Annotated in this window: 22 protein-coding genes; 15 read left to right on the forward strand and 7 right to left on the reverse strand. The window is 71.2% G+C overall.

Going from position 1 to position 24,030, the window contains the following annotated elements; all coding sequences use genetic code 11:
- Together AB0E24_RS32830 and AB0E24_RS32835 are read left to right on the forward strand one after the other, a co-directional pair.
- On the forward strand, positions 1-783 hold the full coding sequence (locus tag AB0E24_RS32830; protein WP_087684161.1) for an SDR family NAD(P)-dependent oxidoreductase: 783 nt from the start codon (positions 1-3) through the stop codon (positions 781-783).
- On the forward strand, positions 780-1,841 hold the full coding sequence (locus tag AB0E24_RS32835) for a threonine aldolase family protein (RefSeq protein ID WP_069871241.1): 1,062 nt from the start codon (positions 780-782) through the stop codon (positions 1,839-1,841). Before AB0E24_RS32830 ends, AB0E24_RS32835 begins: the two co-directional genes overlap by 4 nt.
- Before the next feature lie 126 nt (positions 1,842-1,967).
- Here the strand turns inward: AB0E24_RS32835 and AB0E24_RS32840 are convergent, their stop codons facing one another.
- A complete protein-coding gene (locus AB0E24_RS32840) occupies positions 1,968-2,699 on the reverse strand; it encodes a lysophospholipid acyltransferase family protein (RefSeq protein ID WP_069871243.1) in 732 nt (243 codons plus the stop codon).
- Between the two features lie 185 nt (positions 2,700-2,884).
- Here AB0E24_RS32840 and AB0E24_RS32845 point away from each other — a divergent pair, with 185 nt between their 5' ends.
- The 6 genes from AB0E24_RS32845 to AB0E24_RS32870 all read left to right on the forward strand — a co-directional run bounded on the left by AB0E24_RS32845 (position 2,885) and on the right by AB0E24_RS32870 (position 9,005).
- A complete protein-coding gene (locus tag AB0E24_RS32845) occupies positions 2,885-3,244 on the forward strand; it encodes a TlpA family protein disulfide reductase (protein ID WP_359382635.1) in 360 nt (119 codons plus the stop codon).
- 193 nt (positions 3,245-3,437) lie between these two features.
- A complete protein-coding gene (locus tag AB0E24_RS32850; protein WP_359382480.1) occupies positions 3,438-3,944 on the forward strand; it encodes a flavin reductase family protein in 507 nt (168 codons plus the stop codon).
- Between the two features lie 256 nt (positions 3,945-4,200).
- Positions 4,201-4,986, forward strand: coding sequence for an electron transfer flavoprotein subunit beta/FixA family protein (locus tag AB0E24_RS32855; protein ID WP_069871251.1), 786 nt, complete (start codon positions 4,201-4,203; stop codon positions 4,984-4,986).
- A gap of 54 nt (positions 4,987-5,040) precedes the next feature.
- On the forward strand, positions 5,041-6,003 hold the full coding sequence (locus AB0E24_RS32860; RefSeq protein ID WP_079256600.1) for an electron transfer flavoprotein subunit alpha/FixB family protein: 963 nt from the start codon (positions 5,041-5,043) through the stop codon (positions 6,001-6,003).
- Between the two features lie 179 nt (positions 6,004-6,182).
- Complete coding sequence (locus tag AB0E24_RS32865) at positions 6,183-7,478, forward strand: DUF6986 family protein (RefSeq protein ID WP_359382483.1); 1,296 nt, start codon at positions 6,183-6,185, stop codon at positions 7,476-7,478.
- Positions 7,479-7,793: 315 nt separating this feature from the next.
- Positions 7,794-9,005 carry a hypothetical protein gene (locus AB0E24_RS32870; RefSeq protein WP_069871508.1) on the forward strand — a complete coding sequence of 404 codons (1,212 nt, stop codon included), beginning with the start codon at positions 7,794-7,796 and terminating at the stop codon, positions 9,003-9,005.
- 68 nt (positions 9,006-9,073) lie between these two features.
- Here the strand turns inward: AB0E24_RS32870 and AB0E24_RS32875 are convergent, their stop codons facing one another.
- On the reverse strand, positions 9,074-9,706 hold the full coding sequence (locus AB0E24_RS32875; protein WP_100808066.1) for a GAP family protein: 633 nt from the start codon (positions 9,704-9,706) through the stop codon (positions 9,074-9,076).
- 176 nt (positions 9,707-9,882) lie between these two features.
- On the opposite strand from AB0E24_RS32875, the gene AB0E24_RS32880 reads away from it, so the two are divergent.
- Positions 9,883-10,266: an SHOCT domain-containing protein gene (locus tag AB0E24_RS32880; RefSeq protein WP_099012767.1), complete on the forward strand. Its 384-nt coding sequence runs from the start codon at positions 9,883-9,885 to the stop codon at positions 10,264-10,266.
- A gap of 39 nt (positions 10,267-10,305) precedes the next feature.
- Here AB0E24_RS32880 and AB0E24_RS32885 read toward each other — a convergent pair whose 3' ends face one another.
- From AB0E24_RS32885 to AB0E24_RS32895, 3 genes are all read right to left on the reverse strand, one after another.
- Positions 10,306-11,178 carry an alpha/beta fold hydrolase gene (locus tag AB0E24_RS32885; RefSeq protein ID WP_147966301.1) on the reverse strand — a complete coding sequence of 291 codons (873 nt, stop codon included), beginning with the start codon at positions 11,176-11,178 and terminating at the stop codon, positions 10,306-10,308.
- 99 nt (positions 11,179-11,277) lie between these two features.
- Positions 11,278-11,730 (reverse strand): hypothetical protein, encoded by a 453-nt coding sequence (locus AB0E24_RS32890; protein WP_079153616.1) that lies wholly within the window; start codon positions 11,728-11,730, stop codon positions 11,278-11,280.
- A gap of 155 nt (positions 11,731-11,885) precedes the next feature.
- Complete coding sequence (locus tag AB0E24_RS32895) at positions 11,886-12,959, reverse strand: LacI family DNA-binding transcriptional regulator (protein WP_359382490.1); 1,074 nt, start codon at positions 12,957-12,959, stop codon at positions 11,886-11,888.
- Positions 12,960-13,105: 146 nt separating this feature from the next.
- Between AB0E24_RS32895 and AB0E24_RS32900 the strand changes: the two genes are divergently transcribed.
- Together AB0E24_RS32900 and AB0E24_RS32905 are read left to right on the forward strand one after the other, a co-directional pair.
- A complete protein-coding gene (locus AB0E24_RS32900; protein WP_069871267.1) occupies positions 13,106-14,083 on the forward strand; it encodes an ROK family protein in 978 nt (325 codons plus the stop codon).
- 132 nt (positions 14,084-14,215) lie between these two features.
- Positions 14,216-15,799 (forward strand): serine/threonine-protein kinase, encoded by a 1,584-nt coding sequence (locus AB0E24_RS32905; RefSeq protein WP_359382637.1) that lies wholly within the window; start codon positions 14,216-14,218, stop codon positions 15,797-15,799.
- 48 nt (positions 15,800-15,847) lie between these two features.
- Here AB0E24_RS32905 and AB0E24_RS32910 read toward each other — a convergent pair whose 3' ends face one another.
- Positions 15,848-17,905: an NPCBM/NEW2 domain-containing protein gene (locus AB0E24_RS32910; protein ID WP_359382494.1), complete on the reverse strand. Its 2,058-nt coding sequence runs from the start codon at positions 17,903-17,905 to the stop codon at positions 15,848-15,850.
- Between the two features lie 212 nt (positions 17,906-18,117).
- On the opposite strand from AB0E24_RS32910, the gene AB0E24_RS32915 reads away from it, so the two are divergent.
- The 4 genes from AB0E24_RS32915 (at position 18,118) to AB0E24_RS32930 (ending at position 22,508) form a co-directional block, all read left to right on the forward strand.
- Positions 18,118-19,401: an ABC transporter substrate-binding protein gene (locus AB0E24_RS32915; RefSeq protein ID WP_173963344.1), complete on the forward strand. Its 1,284-nt coding sequence runs from the start codon at positions 18,118-18,120 to the stop codon at positions 19,399-19,401.
- A 12-nt stretch (positions 19,402-19,413) separates the two neighbouring features.
- Entirely contained in the window at positions 19,414-20,328 is a 915-nt protein-coding gene (locus AB0E24_RS32920) for a carbohydrate ABC transporter permease (protein ID WP_079256595.1), read from the forward strand.
- The gene (locus AB0E24_RS32925) at positions 20,325-21,242 is read left to right on the forward strand and encodes a carbohydrate ABC transporter permease (RefSeq protein ID WP_079256594.1); all 918 of its coding nucleotides are present in this window, start codon (positions 20,325-20,327) and stop codon (positions 21,240-21,242) included. The genes AB0E24_RS32920 and AB0E24_RS32925 overlap by 4 nt, the downstream gene beginning before the upstream one ends.
- 231 nt (positions 21,243-21,473) lie before the next feature.
- Positions 21,474-22,508 carry an NUDIX hydrolase gene (locus tag AB0E24_RS32930; RefSeq protein ID WP_069871277.1) on the forward strand — a complete coding sequence of 345 codons (1,035 nt, stop codon included), beginning with the start codon at positions 21,474-21,476 and terminating at the stop codon, positions 22,506-22,508.
- Positions 22,509-22,633: 125 nt separating this feature from the next.
- Here the strand turns inward: AB0E24_RS32930 and AB0E24_RS32935 are convergent, their stop codons facing one another.
- Positions 22,634-23,995, reverse strand: coding sequence for a dipeptidase (locus AB0E24_RS32935; protein ID WP_359382499.1), 1,362 nt, complete (start codon positions 23,993-23,995; stop codon positions 22,634-22,636).
- Positions 23,996-24,030 lie beyond the last annotated feature (35 nt).

Raw genomic sequence — 24,030 nt, forward strand, 5'->3', positions numbered from 1 at the left:
ATGACCACACCGACATCGAGCCCCAGCCCGAACGAGCCGGGCGAGCGGCCGCTGGACGGTGCGGTGGTGGCGGTGGCCGGCGCGGCCGGCCCCGCGGGCCGGGCCACGCTGCTCCGCCTCGCCGAGGCCGGCGCCACCGTCGTGGCCTCCGACTACGACCCGGCGCGGCTGGCCGAGGCCGTGGACGCGGCGCGCTACGCCCACGGCGGCGCCAGCGTCACCGGTGAGACGGTCGACCTGCTCGACCTCGACGCCGCCCGCTCCTGGGCCGACCGCACCGAGAAGGAGTTCGGCCGGGTCGACGGGCTGATCCACCTGGTCGGCGGCTGGCGCGGCAGCAAGACCTTCGCCGACGCCCCGCTCGCCGACTGGGACACCCTGCACAATCTGCTGATCCGGACCGCCCAGCACACCTCCCTCGCCTTCCACGACGCTCTGCTGCGCAGCGGCAAGGGCCGCTATGTGCTGATCAGCGCGGCGGGCGCGTCCCGGCCCACCGCGGGCAACGCCGCGTACGCCGCCGCCAAGGCCGCCGCCGAGGCATGGACGCTCGCGCTCGCCGACTCCTTCCGCAAACTGGGGGGCGAAGGCGGACCGTCGGCGGCCGCTGCCATCCTGGTGGTGAAGGCGCTGGTGCACGACGCCATGCGGGCGGAGCGCCCCAACGCGAAGTTCGCGGGCTTCACGGATGTCAAGGAGCTGGCCGAGGCCATCACCGGACTCTGGGACCGGCCCGCCCGGGAAGTGAACGGAACCCGCCAGTGGCTGACCCCCAAGCCGTGAGGACCGACGCCCGCCGCCACCACGATCCCGAGGTACGCGGCTTCGCCAGCGACAACTACGCCGGCGTCCACCCGGAGATCCTCGCCGCGCTCGCCCTCGCCAACGAAGGCCATCAGGTCTCCTACGGCGAGGACGACTACACCGCGCATCTCCAGTTCGTCATGCGCAGCCACTTCGGCCCGCACGCGCAGGCGTTCCCGGTCTTCAACGGAACCGGGTCCAACGTCGTCGCGCTCCAGGCCCTCACCGACCGCTGGGGCGCGGTCATCTGCGCCGAGAGCGCCCATATCAACGTCGACGAGTGCGGGGCGCCCGAGCGCGTCGGCGGGCTGAAGCTGCTCACCGTCCCCACCGAGGACGGCAAGCTCACCCCCGAGCTCATCGACCGCCAGGCGTGGGGCTGGGACGATGAGCACCGGGCGATGCCGCAGGTCGTCTCGATCGCCCAGAACACCGAGCTCGGCACCGTCTACACGGTGGACGAGATCCGCGCCATCTGTGACCACGCCCATGAGCGCGGGATGAAGGTCCACCTCGACGGCGCCCGGATAGCCAACGCGGCCGCGGCGCTGGACGTGCCGATGCGCGCGTTCACCAACGCGGCGGGCGTCGACATCGTGTCCTTCGGCGGCACCAAGAACGGAATGCTCTTCGGCGAGGCCGTCGTCGTCCTCGATCCGGACGCGGTGCGCGCCATGAAGCATCTGCGCAAGCTGTCCATGCAGCTGGCGTCCAAGATGCGGTTCATCTCCGTCCAGCTGGAGGCGCTGCTCGCCCGCGACCTGTGGCTGCGCAGCGCCCGCCACGCCAACACCATGGCCCGGCGGCTGGCCGACGGCGTGCGCTCGGTGGACGGAGTGAAGATCCTCCACCCGGTCCAGGCCAACGCGGTCTTCGCCCGCCTCCCGCACGAGGTGAGCGAGCGCCTCCAGAAGCGCTACCGCTTCTACTTCTGGGACGAGACCGCGGGCGATGTGCGCTGGATGTGCTCCTTCGACACCACGGAGGAGGACGTGGACGGCTTCATCACCGCCCTCAAGGAGGAGATGGGCCGCTAGCCGGCGCCTGTCCGGACATACGCGCGCCGGGCGGGCCGCCGGGCCCGCCCGTGAGTCTCCGCGTCACCGGCGTATCGGCCGTGAGTTTGCGTCACCGGCGGATCGGGCGCCGGTGAGGCCACCGGCCTACCGGCGCCGGTCCAGGGCCACGGCCTCGGCCGGAGTGGGGGCGGTGCCGCCCAGATGGGCCGGGACCCACCAGGTGTCCTCCGGGCCCTTGGGCCGCACCGGATACGCCCGCTGCGCCGCTTCCAGCAGATCCTGCACCCGGGTGCGCAGCCGCTCGGTCAGGGTGTCCGAGGGCTCGGTCGGGTCGGCCTCCATCGGCTCGCCGACCCGCATCGTGATCGGGAAGTGATGGCGGCCCAGCGCCCGCTTGTGGCCCTTGGTCCACAGCCGCTGTGTGCCCCACAGAGCCATCGGCAGCAGCGGGACCCCCGCCTCCTGCGCCAGCCGGGCCGCGCCCGACTTGAAGTTCTTGAGGGTGAAGGACTGCGAGATCGTCGCCTCCGGGAAGACGCCGACGATCTCGCCGGAGCGCAGCGACTTCAGGGCGTGCTTGTACGCGTCCATGCCCGCCGCGCGGTCCACCGGAATGTGCTTCATCGCGCGCATCAGCGGCCCGGAGACCTTGTGCCGGAAGACCGACTCCTTCGCCATGAACCGCACCAGCCGCTTCGCCGGACGGGTGGTCAGCCCGCAGAAGACGAAGTCGAGATAGCCGATGTGGTTGCTCACCAGAACCGCGCCGCCCCGCTCCGGGACGTTCTCGGTGCCCTTGATGTCGAAGCGCAGATCGAGCGCCTTGAACATGGTGCGGGCGACGCCGATCACCGGGGGGTAGACGAGCTCTGCCATTGAGGACCCTTCATCCGTATGCCCTTGGGAGGGTTCTCCCGGCGGAAGTTACGCGGCCGTAGGTTTCCGGCTTCTGGCAGATGGTGCCCGATGTCATCCCTTTGTGCTACCGGGCGGCGCCTCCCGGCCGGGAGATCCTCATCACGTCGGAGAGCCGCCGGGGAATCTCCGGGCCGCCCAGGACGCTGCACGAGGGAGGCCCGACCGGAAGGGGACAGGTGCGAGACGGCGACGGGAGCCGGCGGCTGGGCGCCGCCGAGCTGGACGCGGAGCTGGGCGAGCGGGCGACGCTGGTCCAGTTCTCCAGCGCATTCTGCCAGCCCTGCCGGGCCACCCGGCGGACGCTGTCCGAAGTGGCCGCGATGGTGGCCGGCGTGGCGCATATCGAGATCGACGCCGAGTCGCGGCTGGAGCTCGTCAGGGCGCTGGGCATCGCCCGTACCCCCACCGTGCTGGTGCTCGACGCCGCCGGGCGGATCGTACGGCGGGCCTCCGGGCAGCCGCGCCGAGCCGATGTGATCGCCGCTCTGGGTGAAGCCGTGTGAGCTACCGAGCCCGGCCCCACTTGACGGTCCGCACCCGGCGTGGCCAGGGTGAACGTCATGCTGCCTGGACTGCTTCCCTACGGATGCGCGCACGTGGACCTGGTGCGGGTCGCGGGTGCGCGGTGTCCGGGCGGGTGAGCGACCGACGACAAGCACCGCCCCCGCCCGTATCCTCCGGCAGAAGGATGACCCCATGACGGCAACGCATGACCTCGGCACGTCCCCGATCGCGACGACCGACATCTTCCGCTCCGTCTTCCGCTGGCACGCCTCCGGCGTGGCTGTGATCACCGCCCGGGGCAGCCGCCCCGTCGGCTTCACCGCCACCTCCCTCTCCTCCGTCGCCGCCGAGCCGCCGCTGCTCTCCTTCGGAGTGGGCACCGGCTCCTCGAGCTGGCCGGTGCTCTCCGAGGCCGAGTACGTCGGCGTCCACATCCTGGGCGAGCACCAGCGGGAGCTGGCCGCGACCTTCGCGCGCAGCGGTGCCGACCGCTTCGGACCGGCCACCCGCTGGCGCTCGGGACCGGAGGGCGTACCGGTGCTCGACGGGGTGCTGGCGTGGCTGGTGTGCCGGGTGGTGGCCCGGATACCGGCCGGGGACCACCGGGTGCTGATCGGCGAGGTGACCACCGGTACCGCGGCCGGGGCGGGCCGTCCGCTGCTCTACCACCAGGGCCGCTTCAACGCGCTCCGGGACTGAGCCGCCCGCCGGCGCGCACTCCCGCCGCTGATCGGCCGTACTCCCGCGGCTGATCGCGGCCGTTGGCAAGGTCACAGTTCAAGCGGCTTGCATCCGGGGAATGAGCTGGGTGTACTGACGAGTAATATTTTGCTGCGGTGCATGGGCCGCCCCGGCAGGAAACCGCCCGCGGTACCGCCCGGGTCCCGCCCCCGAAGGCGCCTATGCTGCCAGCAACAAGGCAGCTCGGTAGAGACGATGCAGTAGGAGAGCCGGCGTGAGCTTGAGGATCGTTGTCTGTGTTAAGTACGTGCCCGACGCCACCGGCGACCGGCACTTCGCCGAAGACCTGACCGTCGATCGCGACGATGTGGACGGCCTGCTCTCGGAGCTGGACGAGTACGCGGTCGAGCAGGCTCTCCAGATCGCCGATGAGGCCGACGACGCCGAGATCACCGTGCTGACCGTCGGTCCGGAGGACGCCAAGGACGCGCTGCGCAAGGCGCTGTCGATGGGTGCGGACAAGGCCGTGCACGTCGAGGACGACGATCTGCACGGCACCGATGCGCTGGGCACCTCGCTGGTGCTGGCCAAGGCCATCGAGAAGACCGGCTATGACCTGGTGGTCTGCGGGATGGCCTCCACCGACGGCACCATGGGCGTGCTCCCGGCGATGCTGGCGGAGCGCCTGGGCGTCCCGCAGGTGTCGCTGCTGGCGGAGGTGTCGGTCGAGGACGGCACCGTGAAGGGGCGCCGTGACGGGGACACCGCGACCGAGCAGCTGGAGGCGCGGCTTCCGGCGGTGGTGTCGGTGACCGACCAGTCCGGTGAGGCCCGTTACCCGTCGTTCAAGGGCATCATGGCGGCGAAGAAGAAGCCGGTGGCGTCCTGGGACCTCGAGGACCTGGAGATCGAGTCGGACGAGGTCGGTCTCGAGGGCGCCTGGACCGCCGTGGACGGCGCCACCGAGCGTCCGGCCCGCACCGCCGGCACGATCGTCAAGGACGAGGGCGAGGGCGGCAAGCAGCTCGCCGAATTCCTCGCGGGTCAGAAGTTCATCTGAGCCGCGCCGCCCCTACCCCCCAGATCTTTCGCATGTCGCAGGAGAGCGATTCCCATGGCTGAAGTCCTTGTTTACGTCGACCACGTGGACGGCGCCGTCCGCAAGCCCACCCTGGAGCTGCTGACCCTGGCCCGCCGCGTCGGCGAGCCCGTCGCCGTCGCCCTCGGCTCCGGTGCCGCCGACACCGCCGCGGCCCTCGCCGAGCACGGCGCGGTGAAGGTCCTGACCCATGACGCGTCCGAGTACGCCGACTACCTGGTGGTCCCGAAGGTGGACGCGCTCCAGGCCGCGTACGAGGCCGTGTCCCCGGCCGCCGTGCTGTTCCCGTCCTCCGCGGAGGGCAAGGAGATCGCGGCCCGGCTCGCGGTCCGCATCGGCTCGGGCATCATCACCGACGCCGTGGACCTGGAGGCCGGCGACGAGGGCCCGGTGGCCACGCAGGCGGTGTTCGCCGCCGCCTTCACCACCAAGTCCCGGGTCTCCAAGGGCACTCCGGTGATCACGGTCAAGCCGAACTCGGCCGCCGTGGAGGCCGCTCCGGCCGCGGGCGCGGTCGAGGCGCTGAGCGTGTCCTTCTCCGACAAGGCGACCGGTACGAAGGTCGTCTCCCGTGCGGCGCGCGAGTCGACGGGCCGCCCGGAGCTGACCGAGGCCGCGATCGTGGTCTCCGGCGGCCGTGGGGTGGGCGGCGCGGAGAACTTCCCCGTCGTCGAGGCTCTCGCCGACTCCCTCGGCGCGGCTGTCGGTGCCTCGCGTGCCGCGGTGGACGCGGGCTGGTACCCGCACACCAACCAGGTCGGCCAGACCGGCAAGACCGTCTCGCCGCAGCTCTACATCGCGGCGGGCATCTCGGGCGCGATCCAGCACCGGGCCGGTATGCAGACCTCCAAGACCATCGTGGCCGTCAACAAGGACGCCGAGGCCCCGATCTTCGACCTGGTCGACTACGGCGTGGTGGGCGACCTCTTCGAGGTCGTCCCGCAGCTCACCGAGGAGGTCAAGACCCGCAAGGGCTGATCCCCCGCGGTCCCCGCAAGGCGTTTCCACGAGGCCCCGTACGCGATGCGCGTACGGGGCCCCGCGTCTGCCGAGGGGGTGTTGACCTGCCGTTGAGCGTCCGGATAACTTCGCGTTCCGGATTGTCGTTTCCATCACGCGGAATGTGGCGGGGATGGCGGAAGGGCGGAGGAGCGGACATGGAACCTGAGCCCCAGGAGACGGTGCGGACCAGCCTGCCCGGTGCCGTACGGGCGTCCATCGCCGACTCCCTCGCCGCCGTCGACGCCGAGCTCGCCCGCCGCTACCCCGGCGACCCGGGCACCCGTCAGCCCGTCCACACCGTCTACGTCCCCGCCGACCTCCTCACCGCCGGTACGGTGCGCGACTGGGGCGACCAGGCGCTGGCGGCCCTCGACCGGCACGCCCCCGACGCCGCCTCCTTCGCCGCCGTCCTCGGCCTCCCCGACGACCTCGCCGGACCCGTCCACACCCGGGTGCGGGCCAAGCTGGAGCGCGAGCCCGTGGAGGACCTGCGCATCGACTTCGAGGACGGCTACGGCCCCCGCCCCGACGCCGAGGAGGACGCCGCGGCCGCCCGCGCCGCCTCGCTCGTCGCGGCCGCCTCCGCGGCGGGCACCGCGCCGCCCTATGCGGGCATCCGCATGAAGTGCATGGAGGCCGCCGTACGCGACCGCGGCATCCGCACCCTCGACATCTTCCTCACCGGACTGATGGCCGCCGGAGGACTGCCGGACGGTCTGGTGCTCACCCTCCCCAAGGTGACGTACGCCGAGCAGGTCACCGCGATGGCCCGGCTGTGCGAGGAGTTCGAGAAGGCCCACGGGCTCGCCCCGGGCCGCATCGGCTTCGAGATCCAGATCGAGACCACCCAGTCCATCCTCGGCCCCGACGGCCGCGCCACCGTCGCCCGGATGATCGACGCGGCCGAGGGGCGCGCCACCGGGCTGCACTACGGCACCTTCGACTACAGCGCCGCCTGTGGGGTCGGCGCCGCCCACCAGTCCATGGACCACCCCGCCGCCGACCACGCCAAGGCGGTGATGCAGGTCGCCGCCGCCGGCACCGGCGTACGGCTCTCGGACGGCTCGACCAACGTCCTGCCGGTCGGCCCCACCGAGCGGGTGCACGACGCCTGGCGGCTCCACCACCGCCTGGTCCGGCGGTCGTTGGCGCGCGCGTACTACCAGGGCTGGGACATGCACCCGGGCCATCTCCCCACCCGCTACGCCGCCGTCTACGCGTTCTACCGCGAGGGCCTGGAGGCCGCGGCGGAGCGGCTCGCCGCGTATGCGGCCCGTACGGCCGGCGGCACCGGCATCGCCGACGAACCGGCCACCGCCAAGGCGCTCAGCGGCCATCTGGTGCGCGGGCTGGACTGCGGGGCCCTCGACGGCGCCGAGGTCGAGCGGCTGACGGGCCTGGGCCGCGCGGAACTCGACGCGCTGGCGGGGCGGGCTCCGGCCGCGTCCTGACGGAGGAGGCGGCCGGGGCGCCGGAATCCATGGTTCGGCGGGAGCCCGCCGAACCGTGAGCGCCCGCCGGTTTCGCGTGGATCCGTTTCGCGTGGATCCGTGCGAACCGGTGATCCGCGGAATCGGTGATCCGTAGGAGCCCGTGGATCCGCCGGGGACCACGGATCCGCCCGGTGGTCCGCCGGGGCGGCCGATCCGCCGAGGTCCACTCCTCCGCCCGGTCCGCCGGGCCCGCTGATCCGCTTGGCCATATCCGCTCACCCGCATGTGTCACCCGGGATGCGGCCCCGCCGGGGAAGGCGGGAGATGGGTGTCATGGCCAGAAGCGCCGTGTCGGCCCTGCTGATCCTGCTCGGTTGTCTCCTCGTACCGGTGTCCGTGCTGACGGTGTGGGTCCATGACATCGTCCTGGACACCGACCGCTACGTGGCGACGGTCGCGCCGCTCGCGAAGGACCCGGCGATCCAGAACACCGCCGTGGAACAGGTCAGCCAGGCCGTCGACATCCGCCACAACAGCCGGGAGGTCACCGCCGACATCGCCTCCTGGCTGCGCGCCCATGGCCTTCCGGAACGGGCCGCCGAGACCATCGAGGGGCTGGCCCCGCAGCTGGACTCGGCCCTGGACCAGGCGGTGCGGAAGGTGGCCGCCCACATCGTGCGCAGTGAGCAGTTCCCCGCCGTGTGGACCGGCGCCAACCGGGCCGCCCACACCGCCGTCGTGGGCGCCCTCACCGGCAAGGGCGGCGGGCCGGTCGGCGTCGAGGGCCACGCCGTCACCCTCAACGTCGGCGCCGCCGTGGAGCGGGTCAGACAGCAGCTGGTGGACGCCGGGCTGCCCGCGGTGACCGGGATCCCGGACATCCACCAGCGGCTCGTCCTCTTCCACTCCGACCGGCTCGACACCATCAGACGCTCGGCCCGCCTCCTCGATCTGGCCGGCAACTGGCTGCCCGCGCTGACGGTGACCCTCGGCGGCACCGGAGTGCTGCTCGCGCACCGGCGCCGCCGGGCGCTCGCCCGCGCGGCCCTGGGCACGGCGCTCGCCTCCCTCGCCCTGGCGGCGGCCCTCGTGGTGGGCCGCCGCTACTACCTCGACCATGTGCCGACGGGCGTGCTGTCCAGGGAGGCCGCCTCGGTCCTCTTCGACACGGTGGTGCGCTTCCTGCGGGTCACCGTGCTCACCGTTCTGGTGCTCGGCGTCGTGGTCGCGCTGGGCGCCTATCTGGTCGGCCCGGGGCGGCTGCCGAGCACGGTACGCGGCCGGGCCGAGATCCTCGCCGACGGCGCGGCCCGCTGGGGTGTGGCCCATGGGATGAGCACCGGCCGGGCGGGCACCTGGACCGCCGACCACCGGCGGGGACTGACGACGGGGGTCCTGCTGGTGCCGGTCGCGGTGTTCGCCCTGTGGAACCACCCCACCGTACTGACGGTGCTCTTCCTGGTGCTGATCCTGCTGGCCGCCCTCGCGGTGATCGCCCTCCTGGCCGCCACGGGCCGCTCCGGGGCGCCGGGCAGGGGCGGTTAGGGCCGGTAGTCGGCCGACCCGGCCGTCAGGGGGCCGTCCATGGGTCGTCAGGGCCGGCTCGCAGGACGTCAGGGGGCCAGGATGAGCGCGATGAAGATCAGGCACGCGGCGGCGTTGACCACCCAGCTATGGGTGGTGAGCCACTGCCGGACCCGGGGCATCGCGCGCTGCGCCCGGCCGCCGAGGAGGAGATAGACCAGCAGCGGCAGTGCCGCGATCAGCACGGTGGCGGCGATGAACGGCAGCGCCGCGGTCCACTCCGCCCCGTGCTGCTCCAGATTCGCCCCCACGGTCAGCATGACCGCGATGTCGGACGGCATGAACAGGATGATCAGAAAGCCGGTCGTGAGCGCCTTACGGGGACCGGCTTCCAGGAGCGAGCCCAGCCACTTCGGCGGTTCGACCGTGCGGCGCTTCACCACGTTCTTCACGGCCACCAGCGCCAGCAGCCCCACCAGCACCAGCTGCACGATGGTCGCGGCCGCACCTCGATCGGACGGGCTGCCCGGTGCGACCGACTGCCCCAGCAGCGCGAAGATCCACCGGGCGAGGGCGACTCCCACCGCCGTGGCGACCGCCACCCCCAGCAGAAACGCCAGGCACACCCGTACCGGCCGGGCCGTGGTCACCAGGATGACGGCGGCCACGATCTGCGGCCCCGCCATCATGGTGACGGCCAGGGGAAGAACCTGGAGCTCCATGGCTCGCCCGCCCTTCCGGCCTTCGCCGACCGACGACGCTCCCGCACCTCAAGTCCTATCCACCCGCCGCCGCCACCGCATCCGGCGCTGCGCCGGATGCGGCGCCGTAAGCTGAAGAGGTGGGGCCCGGCGGGGCGCTCACGGTCGCGCCGGGCGTGGCCGATGGGAGGCGGACGATGAACTACCCGCTGCTGAATATTTTTCTGACCACGATGTGGGTCTTTCTGTGGGTCCTGTGGCTGTTTCTGCTGTTCCGCGTGCTCGCCGATCTCTTCCGCGATGACTCGCTCGGCGGATGGGCCAAGGCGGGCTGGACCGTCTTCGTCCTGGTGCTGCCCTTCCTCGGCGTCTTCGTGTACCTGGTGGCACGTGGCCGGGAGATGGGCGTGCGCGAGATGAAGCGGGCCGAGAAGGCGGAGGCGGACTTCCGGGAGGTCATGCGGACGACCGCCACCACGGGCCGGGCCGAGGAGCTCGCGCACCTCGTGGAGCTCAAGAACCACGGCGATCTCACGCCCGAGGAGTACGAGCGCGCCAAGGCCAAGGTGCTCGCCGCCTGAGCGGCCGCGGACCGACCGGCACGGCGGTGTGCGCGTGGTTCAGCGTGCGGGCACACGGGTGCCGAGGAACTCGCGGATCATGGGGGCCACCTCGTCCAGGGCGGTTTCGAGGAGGAAGTGACCGCCGTCCAGAAGGCGCACCTCGGCCTTCGGATTGTCGCGTACGAAGGCACGGGCGCCGGCGGGGCCGAAGATGGGGTCGTTCCGGCCCCATACGGCGAGCAGGGGCGGCTGGTGGGCGCGCAAGTACTCATGCACCCGGGGGTACATGGGGCTGTTGGTGGCGTAGTCCCGGAAGAGCTTGAGCTGGACGAGATCGTTGCCGGGCCGGGACACCTGCTGGAAGTCGTGGTGCCAGGTGTCGGGGCTGACCAGGCTCTCGTCGGGGACTCCGGTGACGTACTGCCACTTGATCAGGTCCAGGGAGAGGGCCTGGCGGATGGCCTGTTCGTTCTCCGGGCCCTGATCCCGCTGATAGGCCCACACCGGTCGCCAGAAGTCCTCCACGAAACCCTCGTCGTAGGCGTTGCCGTTCTGCGTCACGATCGCGGTGACCGCTTCCGGGGCGCGCAGGGCCAGGCGCCAGCCGATGGGCGCGCCGTAGTCCTGGACGTAGAGGGCATAGCGGTCGAGGCCGAGATGGCCGAGGAGACCGGCGGTGAGGTCGGTGAGGGCGTCGAAGGTGTAGTCGAAGTCATCGACGCCCGGGGCGTCGGAGAAGCCGAAGCCCAGGTGGTCGGGGGCGATGAGGTGATAGCCGTCCGCCAGCCGCGGCATGAGGTGGCGGAACATGAACGAGCTGGTGGGGAAGCCGTGCAGGAGGACGAGCGCGGGGGCGTCCGCGGGACCGGCCTCGCGGTAGAACAGCCGGTGACCCTGGATGTCCGCGAACCGATGATGCACCTGTGCCATGGCCTGAGCGCCTTTCGGGTCTGTTCCTCTCGGTGTCTTCTCGCCCGGTGCGCCGGATCGGCGCACCGGGAGCCCCGGTGGGCCGGGCGGCCCCGGCGGTCAGTACCGCACCGCCGTGCCCACCTGTGCCGTGATGCGGCCGGTGAGCCTGCGGTGGCTGCGGGCGGTGGCCCTGGTGGGCTTGTTCGGGGGCACCTTGGTGAGGCGCAGGAGGACGGCGTCGACCAAGTCCCCGCTCGCATTGCGGAAGTTGACCTCAACGGCGTAGCCGGCCGTGTGCCTGCCCCCGTTGGTCACGGTCAGCGGTGCCAGGGCCCGTCCCGCGCTGTCGTGGGTCACCCGGCCGGCCTTCACCTCGCGCCTGGCCTGGGAGCCGCCCTTGATCTTGTCCAGCTGGGCCTGGGCCGACGCCCTGGCGGAGGCGATGGCGGCGGAGGCCCGGGACACCTCGGACGACGGGGTGCCCCCGTCGTCCGAACAGCCGGCGGCGGCCGGCGCCAGCACGGCCATGAGGCTCACCGCGCAGATCGTCCGCGTTCGGCGCCCGCTCATCGCGTCTCCCTCGTCTCCCCGGCCGGGCCCCGGGCCCTCCGCATCCACCCTCGGGGCGGTGGGGGACCGGGGCAACCGGAGCGGGGCCGTTCAGGCGTTCGGAACCAGATGTTCGGAAGAGGGGAGCGGGGAGTCGGGTCGTTGACGGAAGGCGGTCAGGCCGTGGACGTCGCGGGCGGGGGCAGTTCGCCCGAGCCGCGCGGGATCAGCCGGGTCGGCAGGACGAGCTGCCGGGGGTCCCCGCCCGCCCCGTCGAGGCGGCGGAAGAGCAGATCGGCGGCGGTGCGGCCGAGCTGGGCCGAGTCCTGGGCTATGACGGTGATCCCGGGGGAGAGCAGATCGGCGAGCTCGAAGTCGTCGAAGCCGACGAGGGCCACCGGCGCGGCGGGCGCCGGGCGCTCGGCCAGGACCCGTACGACCGTGACCGTGACCCGGTTGTTGCCCGCGAAGAGCGCGGTGACCGGCTCGGCGGCGGTCAGCATGGCGGTGGCCGCGGCCCGGACCCGCTCGGGGTCGGTGGGGCCGGTCGAGACCCAGGTGGCATGGACCGGCAGCCCGGCCTCGTTCATCGCCGCGTGATAGCCGCGCAGCCGCTCGGCGGCGGTGTGGATGCCCGGCAGGTCGCCGAGGAAGCCGATCCGGCGGTGGCCGTGGGCGATCAGATGGGCGACGGCGTCGCGCGAGCCGCCGAAGCTGTCGGCGAGGACGGCGTCGGCGTCGATACGGCCCGCGGGCCGGTCGACGAAGACGGTGGCGACCCCGGCCGCCATCTCGGGGGCGAGATAGCGGTGGTCATGGCCGGCCGGGATGATGACGAGGCCGTCGACCCGGCGGGCGCACAGCGCGAGCACCAGCTCCTGCTCGCGGTCGGGGTCCTCCGCGCTGGATCCGTTGATCAGCAGTGCGCCATGGGCGCGGGCGACCTCCTCCACGGCGCGGCTCAGCGGGCCGTAGAAGGGGTCGGCCAGATCCTCCAGGACCAGTCCGATGCTCGCCGTACGGCCCTTGCGCAGAATGCGCGCGCTGTCGTTGCGGCGGAAACCGAGCGCGGTGATGGCCTCCTGGACGCGGCGCTCGGTGTCGGGGGTGACCCCCGGCTCGCCGTTGACCACTCTGGAGACGGTTTTGAGGCCGACCCCGGCCCGCGCGGCGACATCCTTCATCGTGGGGCGGGTGCCGTAACGGCGTGTGGGGGTGCGGCTGGCGGTGCCCGGGGCGGTGTCGGTCACAGTGCGCTCGTCCCGTCGCTGGTCGTCGTGGGGGAAGGAGTGACGAGCATAACTGCTGGACAACGTTGTCAGCGCCGGGAAGACTGTTGTCGCACACTGAACACGCCCATGCCCCACCAGCATGCCCACCAGGAGAGTCGACACCTATGCCACGTGACCTCATCGCCGCACTGGACATCGGCGGGACCAAGATCGCGGGCGCTCTGGTGGACGGGAGCGGAAAACTGGTCGTGAGAGCCCGTCGCGCCACCCGTGCCCAGGAGGCGGGCGCGACCGTGATGCGGCAGGTCACCGCCGTGCTCGAGGAGCTCGCGGCCACACCGCACTGGTCGCGGGCCGCCGCCGTCGGCATCGGCAGCGCGGGCCCGGTGGACGCCTCCGTGGGCACCGTCAGCCCCGTCAACATCCCCGGCTGGCGGGACTTCCCGCTGGTCGCCGGGGTCCGGGAGACCACCGGCGCACTGCCGCTGACGCTGGTCGGCGACGGGCCCGCGATGACGGCCGCCGAGCACTGGCAGGGCGCGGCCCGCGGCCGTAAGGGCGCGCTGTGCATGGTGGTCTCCACCGGCGTGGGCGGTGGGCTGGTCCTGGGCGGACGGCTGCACCCGGGCCCGACCGGCAACGCCGGGCACATCGGCCACATCAGCGTGGAGCTGGACGGCGACCCGTGCCCGTGCGGCGGACGCGGCTGTGTGGAGCGGATCGCCAGCGGCCCCAACATCGCCCGCCGCGCCCTGGACGGGGGCTGGCGGCCGGGGCCGGACGGCGACACCAGCGCCCGGGCCGTAGCCGCCTCGGCACGGGCCGGTGACCCGGTCGCGCGCGCCTCCTTCGCACGGGCCGCCCAGGCCCTGGCCGCCGGGATCGCCGCCACCGCCGCGCTCGTCGAGATCGAGGTGGCGGTCATCGGCGGCGGGGTGGCGGGCGCCGGGGACGTGCTCTTCGCGCCGCTGCGGCGCGCCCTGCGCGACTACGCGACCCTGTCGTTCGTCCAGGGGCTGGAGGTCGTCCCGGCACAGATGGGCACCGACGCGGGGGTGGTGGGCGCGGCCGCCGCGGCGGCCCAGGAGGCGCGGCTTGAGGGCTTCGGCCCGGCGGCGGGCACACATCCCACCGGCGACTGACCTCGGCTCTTCACCGTCCGTCCCTGACCCGCTGTCACCGTCTGCCCCTAAGCTGTTCGCCCGGAGCCCGGCAGTGGCCAGGCGGGGCCGAGGAGCGCATCGAGGGGAAGCGGAGCGGTGGCACCGGTGGACATGGGCGGCGATCTGTCCGGCAGGCTGCTGGGCGGGCGGTATCGGGTCACGGGCCGGCTCGGCCGCGGCGGTATGGGCGTGGTCTGCAAGGCCGTGGACGCGGTGCTCGGCCGCGAGGTCGCGGTCAAGGTGTTGCGCGCCCACACCGACGCCTCCAGCGCCGAGCTGGCCGATCTGCGCACCCGGATGCAGCGGGAGGCACGGGCGGCGGCCCGGATCCGGCACCCCGGTGTGATCACGGTCCACGATGTCTCCGAGGAGAGCGGGCTGCCCCTCATCGTCATGGAGCTGATCGACGGGCCCTCGCTCGACGATGTGATCGACGAGCGGGGCACCATCGACCCCCGGGAGGCCGCGGGGATCGGCGCCGAGATCGCGGACGCGCTCGGCGCGGCCCATGGCGCCGGGGTGCTGCACCGGGATGTGAAGCCGGGCAATGTGCTGCTGGACCGCGAGGGCCGGGTCATCCTCACGGACTTCGGCATCGCGAGCCTGGAGGCGCCCGAGGACGGCGCGACCACCAAGCTGACCCGCAGCGGCGAGCTGATCGGCTCACTGGACTATCTCGCGCCGGAGCGCGCCCAGGGGCAGGACCCGAGCCCGGCCTCGGACATCTGGGCGCTGGGCATGACGCTGTACGCGGCGGTGGAGGGCTCGTCGCCGTTCCGCCGCACCTCCGTATGGTCCACGCTCACCGCGATCGTCACCGAACCGCTGCCCGAGCCGCGGCTGGCCGGGCCGCTGGCGCCCGTGTTGTACGCGCTGATGGACAAGGATCCGCGGGGGCGGCCGTCCGCCGCCGAGGCGCGCCGGATGCTGGCGGAGGTGGCGGCCGGGGAGACACCACGGGCCGTGGCGCCGCCGCCCGTTCCGCCGCCCGTTCCGCCGACCGCTGGGTCCGCGGCCGCCCCGCCGCCTCCGGGCTTCGGCCCGCCACCGGAGGTGGAGCCGCTGGTGAGCGGCGAGCCGGGCGCGGGGGATCGCGCCGACCCACGGGCCGCGGGGCGCGGGCGCCGTGGAGCGCTCATCGCGGCCGCGGTCGCCGCCGTCGTGCTCATCGGCGGCGGGGTGACCTACGCGCTGGTCGGAGGGGATGACCACACCACGGCGTCGGACGGGACGAAGGAGCCGCGGCGAGGGGCGGGGCCCGGGGAGACCGTCTCGCCGGGCGGCGGAGGGGCGAGCGGCACGCCGGGGCGGGGCAGTGCGCGGCCGGGTGACAGGGCCTCACCGCCCGCGTCCCGCGCCCCGGACGGCGGCGACCAGGGCGGACCGGCATCGGCCAGGCCCTCCGGGGCCGCGCCCGTCTGCCATGACAGCGGCGGTGGGCGGTACGACTGCGAGGTGTGGCGGGACGCCACCTCCTACACCCACGGCGGTGAGCCGGTCGGCACCCTCGAGCACGGCGTCAACTACCTCTACTGCCAGGAGAACCTGGGCCGCCGGGAGACCTACGGCAAGTGGACGAATGTGTGGTGGGCCAGGACCGACGACGACAACGGCCATCGCGATGTCTATGTGAGTGTCGTCTATGTCAAGGGCGGGGACAATGACGCGCCCCTCCCCGGGCTGCCCGAGTGCTGAGCCAGGGACGGCCGCGGGAAGGGGCGGATCTCATGGGGGCGGGACGGCTCAGCAGGTGAAGGCCGCGTCGGCCCAGTCCCCGTGGTCGCTGGTGATCCCGTCCCCGCCGTCGGTGACGATGAGCCGGACCGACTTCGCCCCGCCGATGGCGGCGTCGAGGGCGGTGGCCGGATCGGCGTTGGTCAGCGTCTTGGTGGATGCCACCTTGGTGTCGTCCGCCCAGACCTCGAAGGCGACGGTCCCGTCGGCGCCCTCCTCGTCGTCCACGCCGACCTGTGCGCCGAAGCGCGAGCACCGGCCGCCGGTGTAGTACGTGACCTCGCTGGGCGCGTGCACGCCCAGGCCCTTGTCGTATGTGGTGCCGCCGATGGTGAGCGGATGGCCGTCACCGGCCTCGCTCTCGCCGACGCTGGTGTTCTTCTCCACCGGGCCCCAGCCGTTGAGCGCGCTCAGCCAGGACAGATCGCTCGCGTACGAGCGTCCGGAGGGCGGTGCGACGGCCACATGGACCGTCGAGACCAGCCGCGCGGTGGCCTTGGTGCCTCCCGGTGAGCGGTAGTCGGCGCCGACCGTCAGCTCGTACGCGCCGGGCGCGGCACCGGCGGGCGCGGTGACCTGCCAGCGTGTGGCCAGCTTCGAGCCGGTGGGCAGCGAAGCGGCCCGGGTCGGCGAGACGGCCTTGATCCGCCAGCCTTCGGGGCCGGTCAGCCGGACCGAGACCTGCTGGGCCGGGGTGCGTCCGAGGTCGGTGAGGGTGGTCTCGATCTGGTCCGTGGCCCCGGCCTCGGTCAGCGCCGTGCCGTCGAGGCCGAGTTCGGTGGCGGGCGGGTAGGAGGCCCAGCGGGCGTCGGCCGAGACCCGGTAGAGCGCGGTGCCATGGGCCGGGACGGTGGCCGAGACGGCTCCGGCGGTGTTGTAGTCCTTGTGCGCCCACAGGTCGCGCAGCCGGTACGCGGTCGCCTCGGGCAGCCCGGCGCCGGTCGCCGTGGTGGCGATGTGCTGCGGCCGGTCGGTTTCGTTGAACAGCGCGACGGCTCGGCTGCCGTCCGCCAGCTCCTTGGCGATGACCCAGCGCCCGCCCTCGGAGGAGACCACGGTGCCCTGTTTGCCGAGCGGGTCCTGATCGACGGCGATGACCTCGTGGTTGCCGAGGATCTCATAGGTCTCGTCGGTGGCCTTGCGCAGATCGGTGCCGATCAGCAGCGGAGCGGCCATGATCGACCACAGCGAGAAGTGGCTGCGGTACTCGGTGTCCGTCATCCCGCCGTTGCCGACCTCCAGCATGTCGGGGTCGTTCCACCGGCCGGGCCCGGCGTACTGGGCGAGCGGCAGGTTCTGCTTGGCGATCGACAGCATGCTGCCCCAGCTGTCGCTGATGTCGCCCGTCGTGCGCCACAGCTGGCCGAATTCGCCGGCCCACTCCCAGGGCTTGTTCTCGCCCCATTCGCAGATGCTGTAGACGATGGGGCGGCCGGTGGTCTCGGTCGCGGCCTTCAGGGCGTCGCGCATGGCGCGGTAGCGCTGCTTGGCGTCGATGCCCTGGTTATTGCAGTTGTCGTACTTCAGGTAGTCGATGCCCCAGTCGGCGAACTGCTGGGCGTCGGACTTCTCATGGCCGAGCCCCCCGGGGAAACCGGCGCTGTTGCAGGTCTTGGTGCCCGCGCTGGTGTAGATGCCGATCTTCAGTCCCTTGGAATGGACATAGTCGGCGACGGCCTTGATGCCGTTGGGGAAGCGGACCGGGTCGGGGACCAGCTTGCCGTCCGCGTCGCGCTGCGGCAGCGCCCAGCAGTCGTCGAGATTGACGTACTGGTACCCGGCGTCCTTCAGCCCCTTCGCCACGAAGATATCGGCGATGCCCTTGACCATCGCCTCGTTGAACTCCGCCCGGCAGTGGGTGGAGTTCCAGTTGTTGAAGCCCATCGGAGGGGTGAGGGCGAGCCCATCACCGGGCGCGGCGCCCGGGGCGGAGGCCGATGTGGTGACCTCGGCGGGGTGCGACGGCTGGGCTACGGCCGGGAGTGCCAGGCCGACCGTGGCCAGCAGGCCGGCGCTCAGTGCTCCGATGACTCTTCGTCTCGCGGGTCGAAAACAGCGGTGGCGCACGATGCGGGTCCTCCGTTCCCAACGGGGTGACGCAGTGTCATGACTGCGTCACATGCGAGCGTTTACGGTAGACCCTGTTGGAGTCTGTTGGAAGAGATGCGATAACAGTTGTTCGATACCTCGTCAAAACCCTTGACGATTCGGCTGGGGTGCGGGTGAGATCCCCTCACTCGCGTTCGGTTGTGTTTGATTGAACCTCTGTGGAGGGGCACATGGCACCGTCATCGTCAGGACATCGGATCTCCCGCCGTGCGCTACTACGAGGCACCGCGGCCGGAGCCGGCGCGGTCGCCCTTCCGATGCTGCTGACCGCCTGCGGTGGTCCGGGCAACGAAGTGAAGATCGGCTCCAACGCCTCAGACGCCGTGCCCCGTAAGGCGTTCGACGAGGTGTTCAAGGCGTACGAGAAGAAGTCCGACAAGAAGGTCAAGGTCAACACCGTCAACCATGAAGCCTTTCAGGAAGGCATCAATCGCTATCTGAAGGGCACCCCGGACGACGTCTTCATGTGGTTCGCCGGATACCGCATGCAATTCTTCGCCGAACAGGGCCAGCTCGCCGAGATCAGCGATCTGTGGAAGGGCTTCGACGGCTTCTCGGACGCGCTCAAGGCGCAGTCCACCGGCAAGGACGGCAAACAGTACCTCGTGCCGTACTACTACTACCCGTGGGCGGTCTTCTACCGGAAGAGCGTCTTCGCCCAGCGCGGCTATGAGGTCCCGAAGACCTTCGATGAGTTCCGGGCGCTCGCCAAGCGCATGGACAAGGACGGCCTCGACGCCATCGCTCTTGGCGACAAGGACGGCTGGCCCGCCATGGGGACCTTCGACTATCTCAATATGCGGGCCAACGGCTACGACTTCCATATCTCCCTGATGGGTGGCAAGGAGTCCTGGACCGATCCCAAGGTCCGGCACGTCTTCGACCTGTGGCGCGGTCTGATGCCGTACCACCAGAAGGGCGCCAACGGGCGGACCTGGCAGGAGGCCGCGCAGAGTCTGGCGCAGAAGAAGTCCGGTATGGCCGTCTTCGGACTGCCCCACCCCGGACAGCAGTTCTCCGACGCCGACCGCGACGATCTGGACTTCTTCCCGTTCCCCGAGATCGACTCCGCCTATGGCCAGGACGCGGTCGAGGCGCCGATCGACGGCTTTCTGCTGGCGAAGAAGTCCAAGCGGCAGAAGGAGGGCAAGGAGTTGCTGAAGTACCTCGCCACTCCCGCCGCCGAGGAGATCTACCTCAAGCGGGACCCGAACAACATCGCCGTCAACGACAAGGCGTCCAGCTCCTCGTACAACGCGCTCCAGAAGAAGGCCGTCGACCTCATCTCGAACGCCAAGCAGATATCGCAGTTCATGGACCGCGACACCCGGCCGGACTTCGCGTCCCAGGTGATGATCCGCGCCATCCAGCAGTTCATCAACAAGCCGGACGACATCGACACCCTGACCAAGGACATCGAGTCCCAGAAGAAGACCATCTTCGCCGGCAACTAGGAGATTCGCGCCGTGCCGCTCATCAACGCGCGGCGTGCCAAACGGCGGGGTCCCCGGAGGTTCACCTCCCGTGACCTCGCCGTCATCGGCGTGCTGCTGGGCATACCCGTCCTGCTCGACCTGGCCCTGATCTGGGGCCCGACCCTCGCCTCCATCGGTCTGTCCTTCACCAACTGGGACGGTATCGGCGATATCCATTGGGTCGGCATCGACAACTACAAGACCCTCTTCACCGACTATCCGCCGTTCTGGCCCGCCGTTCGCAACAATGTGCTCTGGGTGGCCTTTCTCGGCTGTGTCGCGACCCCCTTCGGGCTGCTGCTGGCCGTCCTGCTGGACAAGGGCGTCCGGTTCAGCCGCTTCTACCAGTCCACCCTCTATATGCCGGTGGTGCTCTCCCTCGCCATCGTCGGCTTTATCGCGCAGCTGATCTTCTCCCGTGACCAGGGTGCGCTCAACGCGATTCTCTCGAACGAGAACGACCCGGTGGACTGGCTCGGAAACCCGGACCTCAATATCTGGATGGTGCTGCTGGCCGCCGCCTGGCGGCACACCGGGTATGTGATGATCCTCTATCTGGCCGGGCTGAAATCCGTCGATCCCTCGCTCAAGGAAGCCGCCGCGATCGACGGCGCCAGCGAGACCCAGACCTTCTTCCGGGTCGTGCTGCCCACCCTGCGGCCGGTCAACATCATCGTCGGCGTGATCACCGTGATCGAGGCATTGCGCGCCTTCGACATCGTCTATGCGATCAACCACGGCCGCAACGGGCTCGAACTGCTCTCGGTGCTGGTCACCGACAACATCATCGGTGAGGCCAGCCGGATCGGCTTCGGCTCCGCGATCGCCGTCGTCCTGCTGACCGTGTCCCTGGGATTCATCGTGACCTATCTGGTCCAGGAGCTGAGAGGGGGGAAGAAGGGATGAGCACCACCCGGACCGCCCCCGTACGGACCGTGGCCCCGGTGACCGGCCCCGGCAAGCGCCGGGTGACCCGTGGCCGGCTCGGGCTGCACGCCTTCCTCATGGTCGTGTCGCTCGCCTTCCTCGCCCCGCTGCTGCTCGCCGTCTACGCCTCGCTGCGGCCCTACGAGGAGACCGCGAAATACGGGTATTTCTCGCTGCCGCGCCATCTGTCGTTCGACTACTACGCGAAGGCGTTCAACGACTCCGGGATGGGCAAGTACTTCGTCAACTCGCTCATCATCGCGGTGCCCGGGGTGCTGCTGACGCTGTTTCTCGCCTCGTTCGTCGCGTTCTGTGTGACCCGGTTGAAAATACGCGGCGGACTGGTGCTGCTCATGGTGTTCACCGCGGGCAATCTGCTGCCGCAGCAGGTCATCGTCACCCCGCTCTATGTGCTCTTCACCAAGATCGATCTGCCCTATTGGATGTCGGACTCGATGACGATGTACGACTCCTACTGGGCCGTGCTCGCCGTTCAGGTCGCCTTCCAGGTGGGATTCTGCGTCTTCGTCCTCGCCAACTTCATGCGCACCATTCCCGATGAGATCGTGGAGGCGGCGCGGGTGGACGGGGCGGGGGTGTGGACGCAGTACTGGAACATCACACTTCCGCTGTGCCGGCCCGCGCTCGCGGCGCTCGCCACCTTGCAATTCACCTGGATGTACAACGACTTCCTCTGGGCCCTCGTCTTCATCTCCGACGGCGAGAAGCTGCCCATCACCTCCGCGCTCAACAATCTGCGCGGCCAGTTTTTCACCGACTACAACCTGCTCGCGGCGGGTTCGGTGATCGTGGCGCTGCCCACGGTGCTGGTCTTCCTGCTGTTGCAGCGCCACTTCATCGCCGGACTCACCCTCGGCGCCAGCAAGGGCTGATACGGCGGCTGATGCGGGATCTGATGCGACAGGGGTCGCCGTGGCTCAGGTGGCCGCGGTGACCCCTGCGGCACGAGGGCCCCACGACCCCCGACGACCCGCCGCCACACCTCTCCCGGTCATGTGCCCATACGGGACGGAGCGACGCGATCCGTCACTCGGTCGTCTTCGCGCGTTTCCGTGGCAGGGTGATGCGGGCAACTGTCAGGAGGCGATGGAATAGGGGGAAATGTGATCGTCTGGCTGAACGGTGCGTTCGGTGCGGGTAAGACCGCCGCGGCCCGTGAATTGGTGGACTTCATGCCCGGCAGCACGTTCTACGACCCGGAGTTGGTCGGTAACGGTCTGCGGATGATGCTTCCGCGCAAACGACTTGAACAGGTGTCCGACTATCAGGATCTGCCCTCCTGGCGCCGGCTGGTCGTGGACACCGGAGCGGCGCTGATCGCGGAGGTCGGCGGCCCGCTCGTGGTCCCGATGACGGTCCTCAGACAGGAGTACCGGGATGAGATCTTCGGCGGTTTCGCCGCCCGTCGCATCCCCGTCCGGCATGTTCTGCTCCACACCGATGAAACGATCCTTCGCGAGCGCATAGCCGAGCGCGAGGAGATACCGGGGGACGCGGACGCGAGCGAGTCCGTACGCCAGTGGTGCCTGGCCCATCTCGCGCCCTACCAGGCGGCCCTGACCTGGCTGACCACCGACGCCCATGTCGTGGACACCACCGGGCTCACCCCGCGCCAGACCGCCCAGCACATCGCCGACGCCGTCCGCGAGGGCGCCGGGCACTGCGACATCGTGCAGACCCCGGAGCCGAGGGCCGAGACGCTGGCCGCCGGGGTCCTGCTCTTCGACGAGGAGGACCGGGTGCTGCTCGTCGACCCCACCTACAAACCCGGCTGGGAGTTCCCCGGCGGCGTCGTCGAACCGGGCGAGCCCCCGATGTGTGCCGGGTTGCGCGAGGTCACCGAGGAGCTGGGGGTACGGCTGGACGAACCGCTGCGGCTGCTGGTGGCCGACTGGGAGCGCCCCCAGCCGCCCGGCTACGGGGGGCTGCGGCTGCTCTTCGACGGCGGCAAGCTCTCCAGCGCGGCCGCCCGGGAGGTGCTGCTGCCCGGCTCCGAACTGCGCGGCTGGCGCTTCGTCACCGAGAGCGAGGCCGCCGCGCTGCTGCCCCCGGTGCGGCTGAGCCGGCTGCGCTGGGCGCTGCGCGCCCGTGAGCGGGGCCGCCCGCTCTATCTCGAAGCGGGCGTCCCCACCGACTGATCCCACCGACTGATCTCACTGGCTGACACCACCGGCTGATCCCACCGGCTGACACCACCGATTGACCGACGGCTGATCCCGCCGCCCGCCGACCGCGTATCTGGCGACACGGCGGGAAGGGGGGCTCAGCCCTTGCTCTCCGCGTACATCCCCAGGAACAGCGCCTCGGTGAGCGAGAGCTTCTCCAGCTCCTCCGGGGAGACGCTCTCGTTGACCGCGTGGATCTGCGCCTCCGGCTCGCTCAGCCCGATCAGCAGGAGCTCCGCCTCCGGGTAGAGCGAGGCCAGCGTGTTGCACAGCGGGATCGAGCCGCCCTGCCCGGCGATCGCCATCTCCTGGCCGTCGTACGCCAGGCGCATCGCCTCCCGCATCGCCGCGTACGCCGGGCTCGTGGTGTCCGCGCGGAACGGCTGGCCCTGGCCGATCTGCTCCACCGAGAGCCGGGCGCCCCACGGCACCGAGGACCGGAGGTGCTCGGCGAGCAGCCGGTTGGCCTCCTCCGCGTCCACGCCCGGCGGCACCCGCAGGCTGACCAGCGCCCGCGCGCTCGCCTGGACGGACGGCGTGGCGCCGATCACCGGCGGGCAGTCGATGCCGAGCACGGTGACCGAGGGGCGCGCCCAGATGCGGTCGGCGACCGTACCGGAGCCGATCAGTCCGACCCCGTCGAGCACCTTGGCGTCCTTGCGGAAGTCCTCTTCCGGATACTGCAAGCCGTCCCACTCGGCATCCGGGTCGAGGCCCTTGACGGTGGTCGAGCCGTCCTCGGCACGCAGCGAGTCCAGGGCGCGGATCAGCGCGGCGAGCGCGTCCGGGGCCGCCCCGCCGAACTGACCGGAGTGCAGATTCCCCTCCAGGGTGTCCACCGAGACCCGCAGCAGTGTCATACCGCGCAGCGTGGCCGTGACGGTGGGCAGCCCGACCCGGAAGTTGCCCGCGTCGCCGATCACGATCGTATCGGCGGTCAGCAGCTCCGGATGGGCCTCGGAATAGCGCTCCAGACCGCCCGTGCCCTGCTCCTCCGAACCCTCGACGATCATCTTGACGTTGACCGGGACCCCGCCGTTCTCCTTGAGCGCGCGCAGGGCGGTGAGATGCATGATCACCCCGCCCTTGCAGTCCGCCGCGCCGCGCCCGTACCAGCGGCCGTCGCGCTCGGTCAGCTCGAAGGGCGGGGTGTGCCAGGCGTCCTCGTCCAGCGGGGGCTGCACATCGTAGTGCGCGTAGAGCAGCACGGTCGGGGCACCGGCAGGACCGGGCAGAAAGCCATAGACGGACTGGGTGCCGTCCGGGGTGTCCAGCAGCGCCACCTCCTCGAACCCCTCGGCGCGCAGGGCGTCGGCGACCCACCCGGCGGCGGCCTCGCATTCGCCGCGCGGGAACTGCGCCGGGTCCGCGACCGACTTGAAGGCCACCAGCTCGGCCAGCTCGGCCCTGGCACGCGGCTGGAGGGCGGCGACGGTGGCGGCGAGAGGCGCCTTCTCCATGGGGGACACTCCTGGGATGCGACGGGCAGACGGCG

This window comes from Streptomyces malaysiensis subsp. malaysiensis (assembly GCF_040653035.1).
Classification (GTDB): Bacteria; Actinomycetota; Actinomycetes; order Streptomycetales; family Streptomycetaceae; genus Streptomyces; species Streptomyces malaysiensis.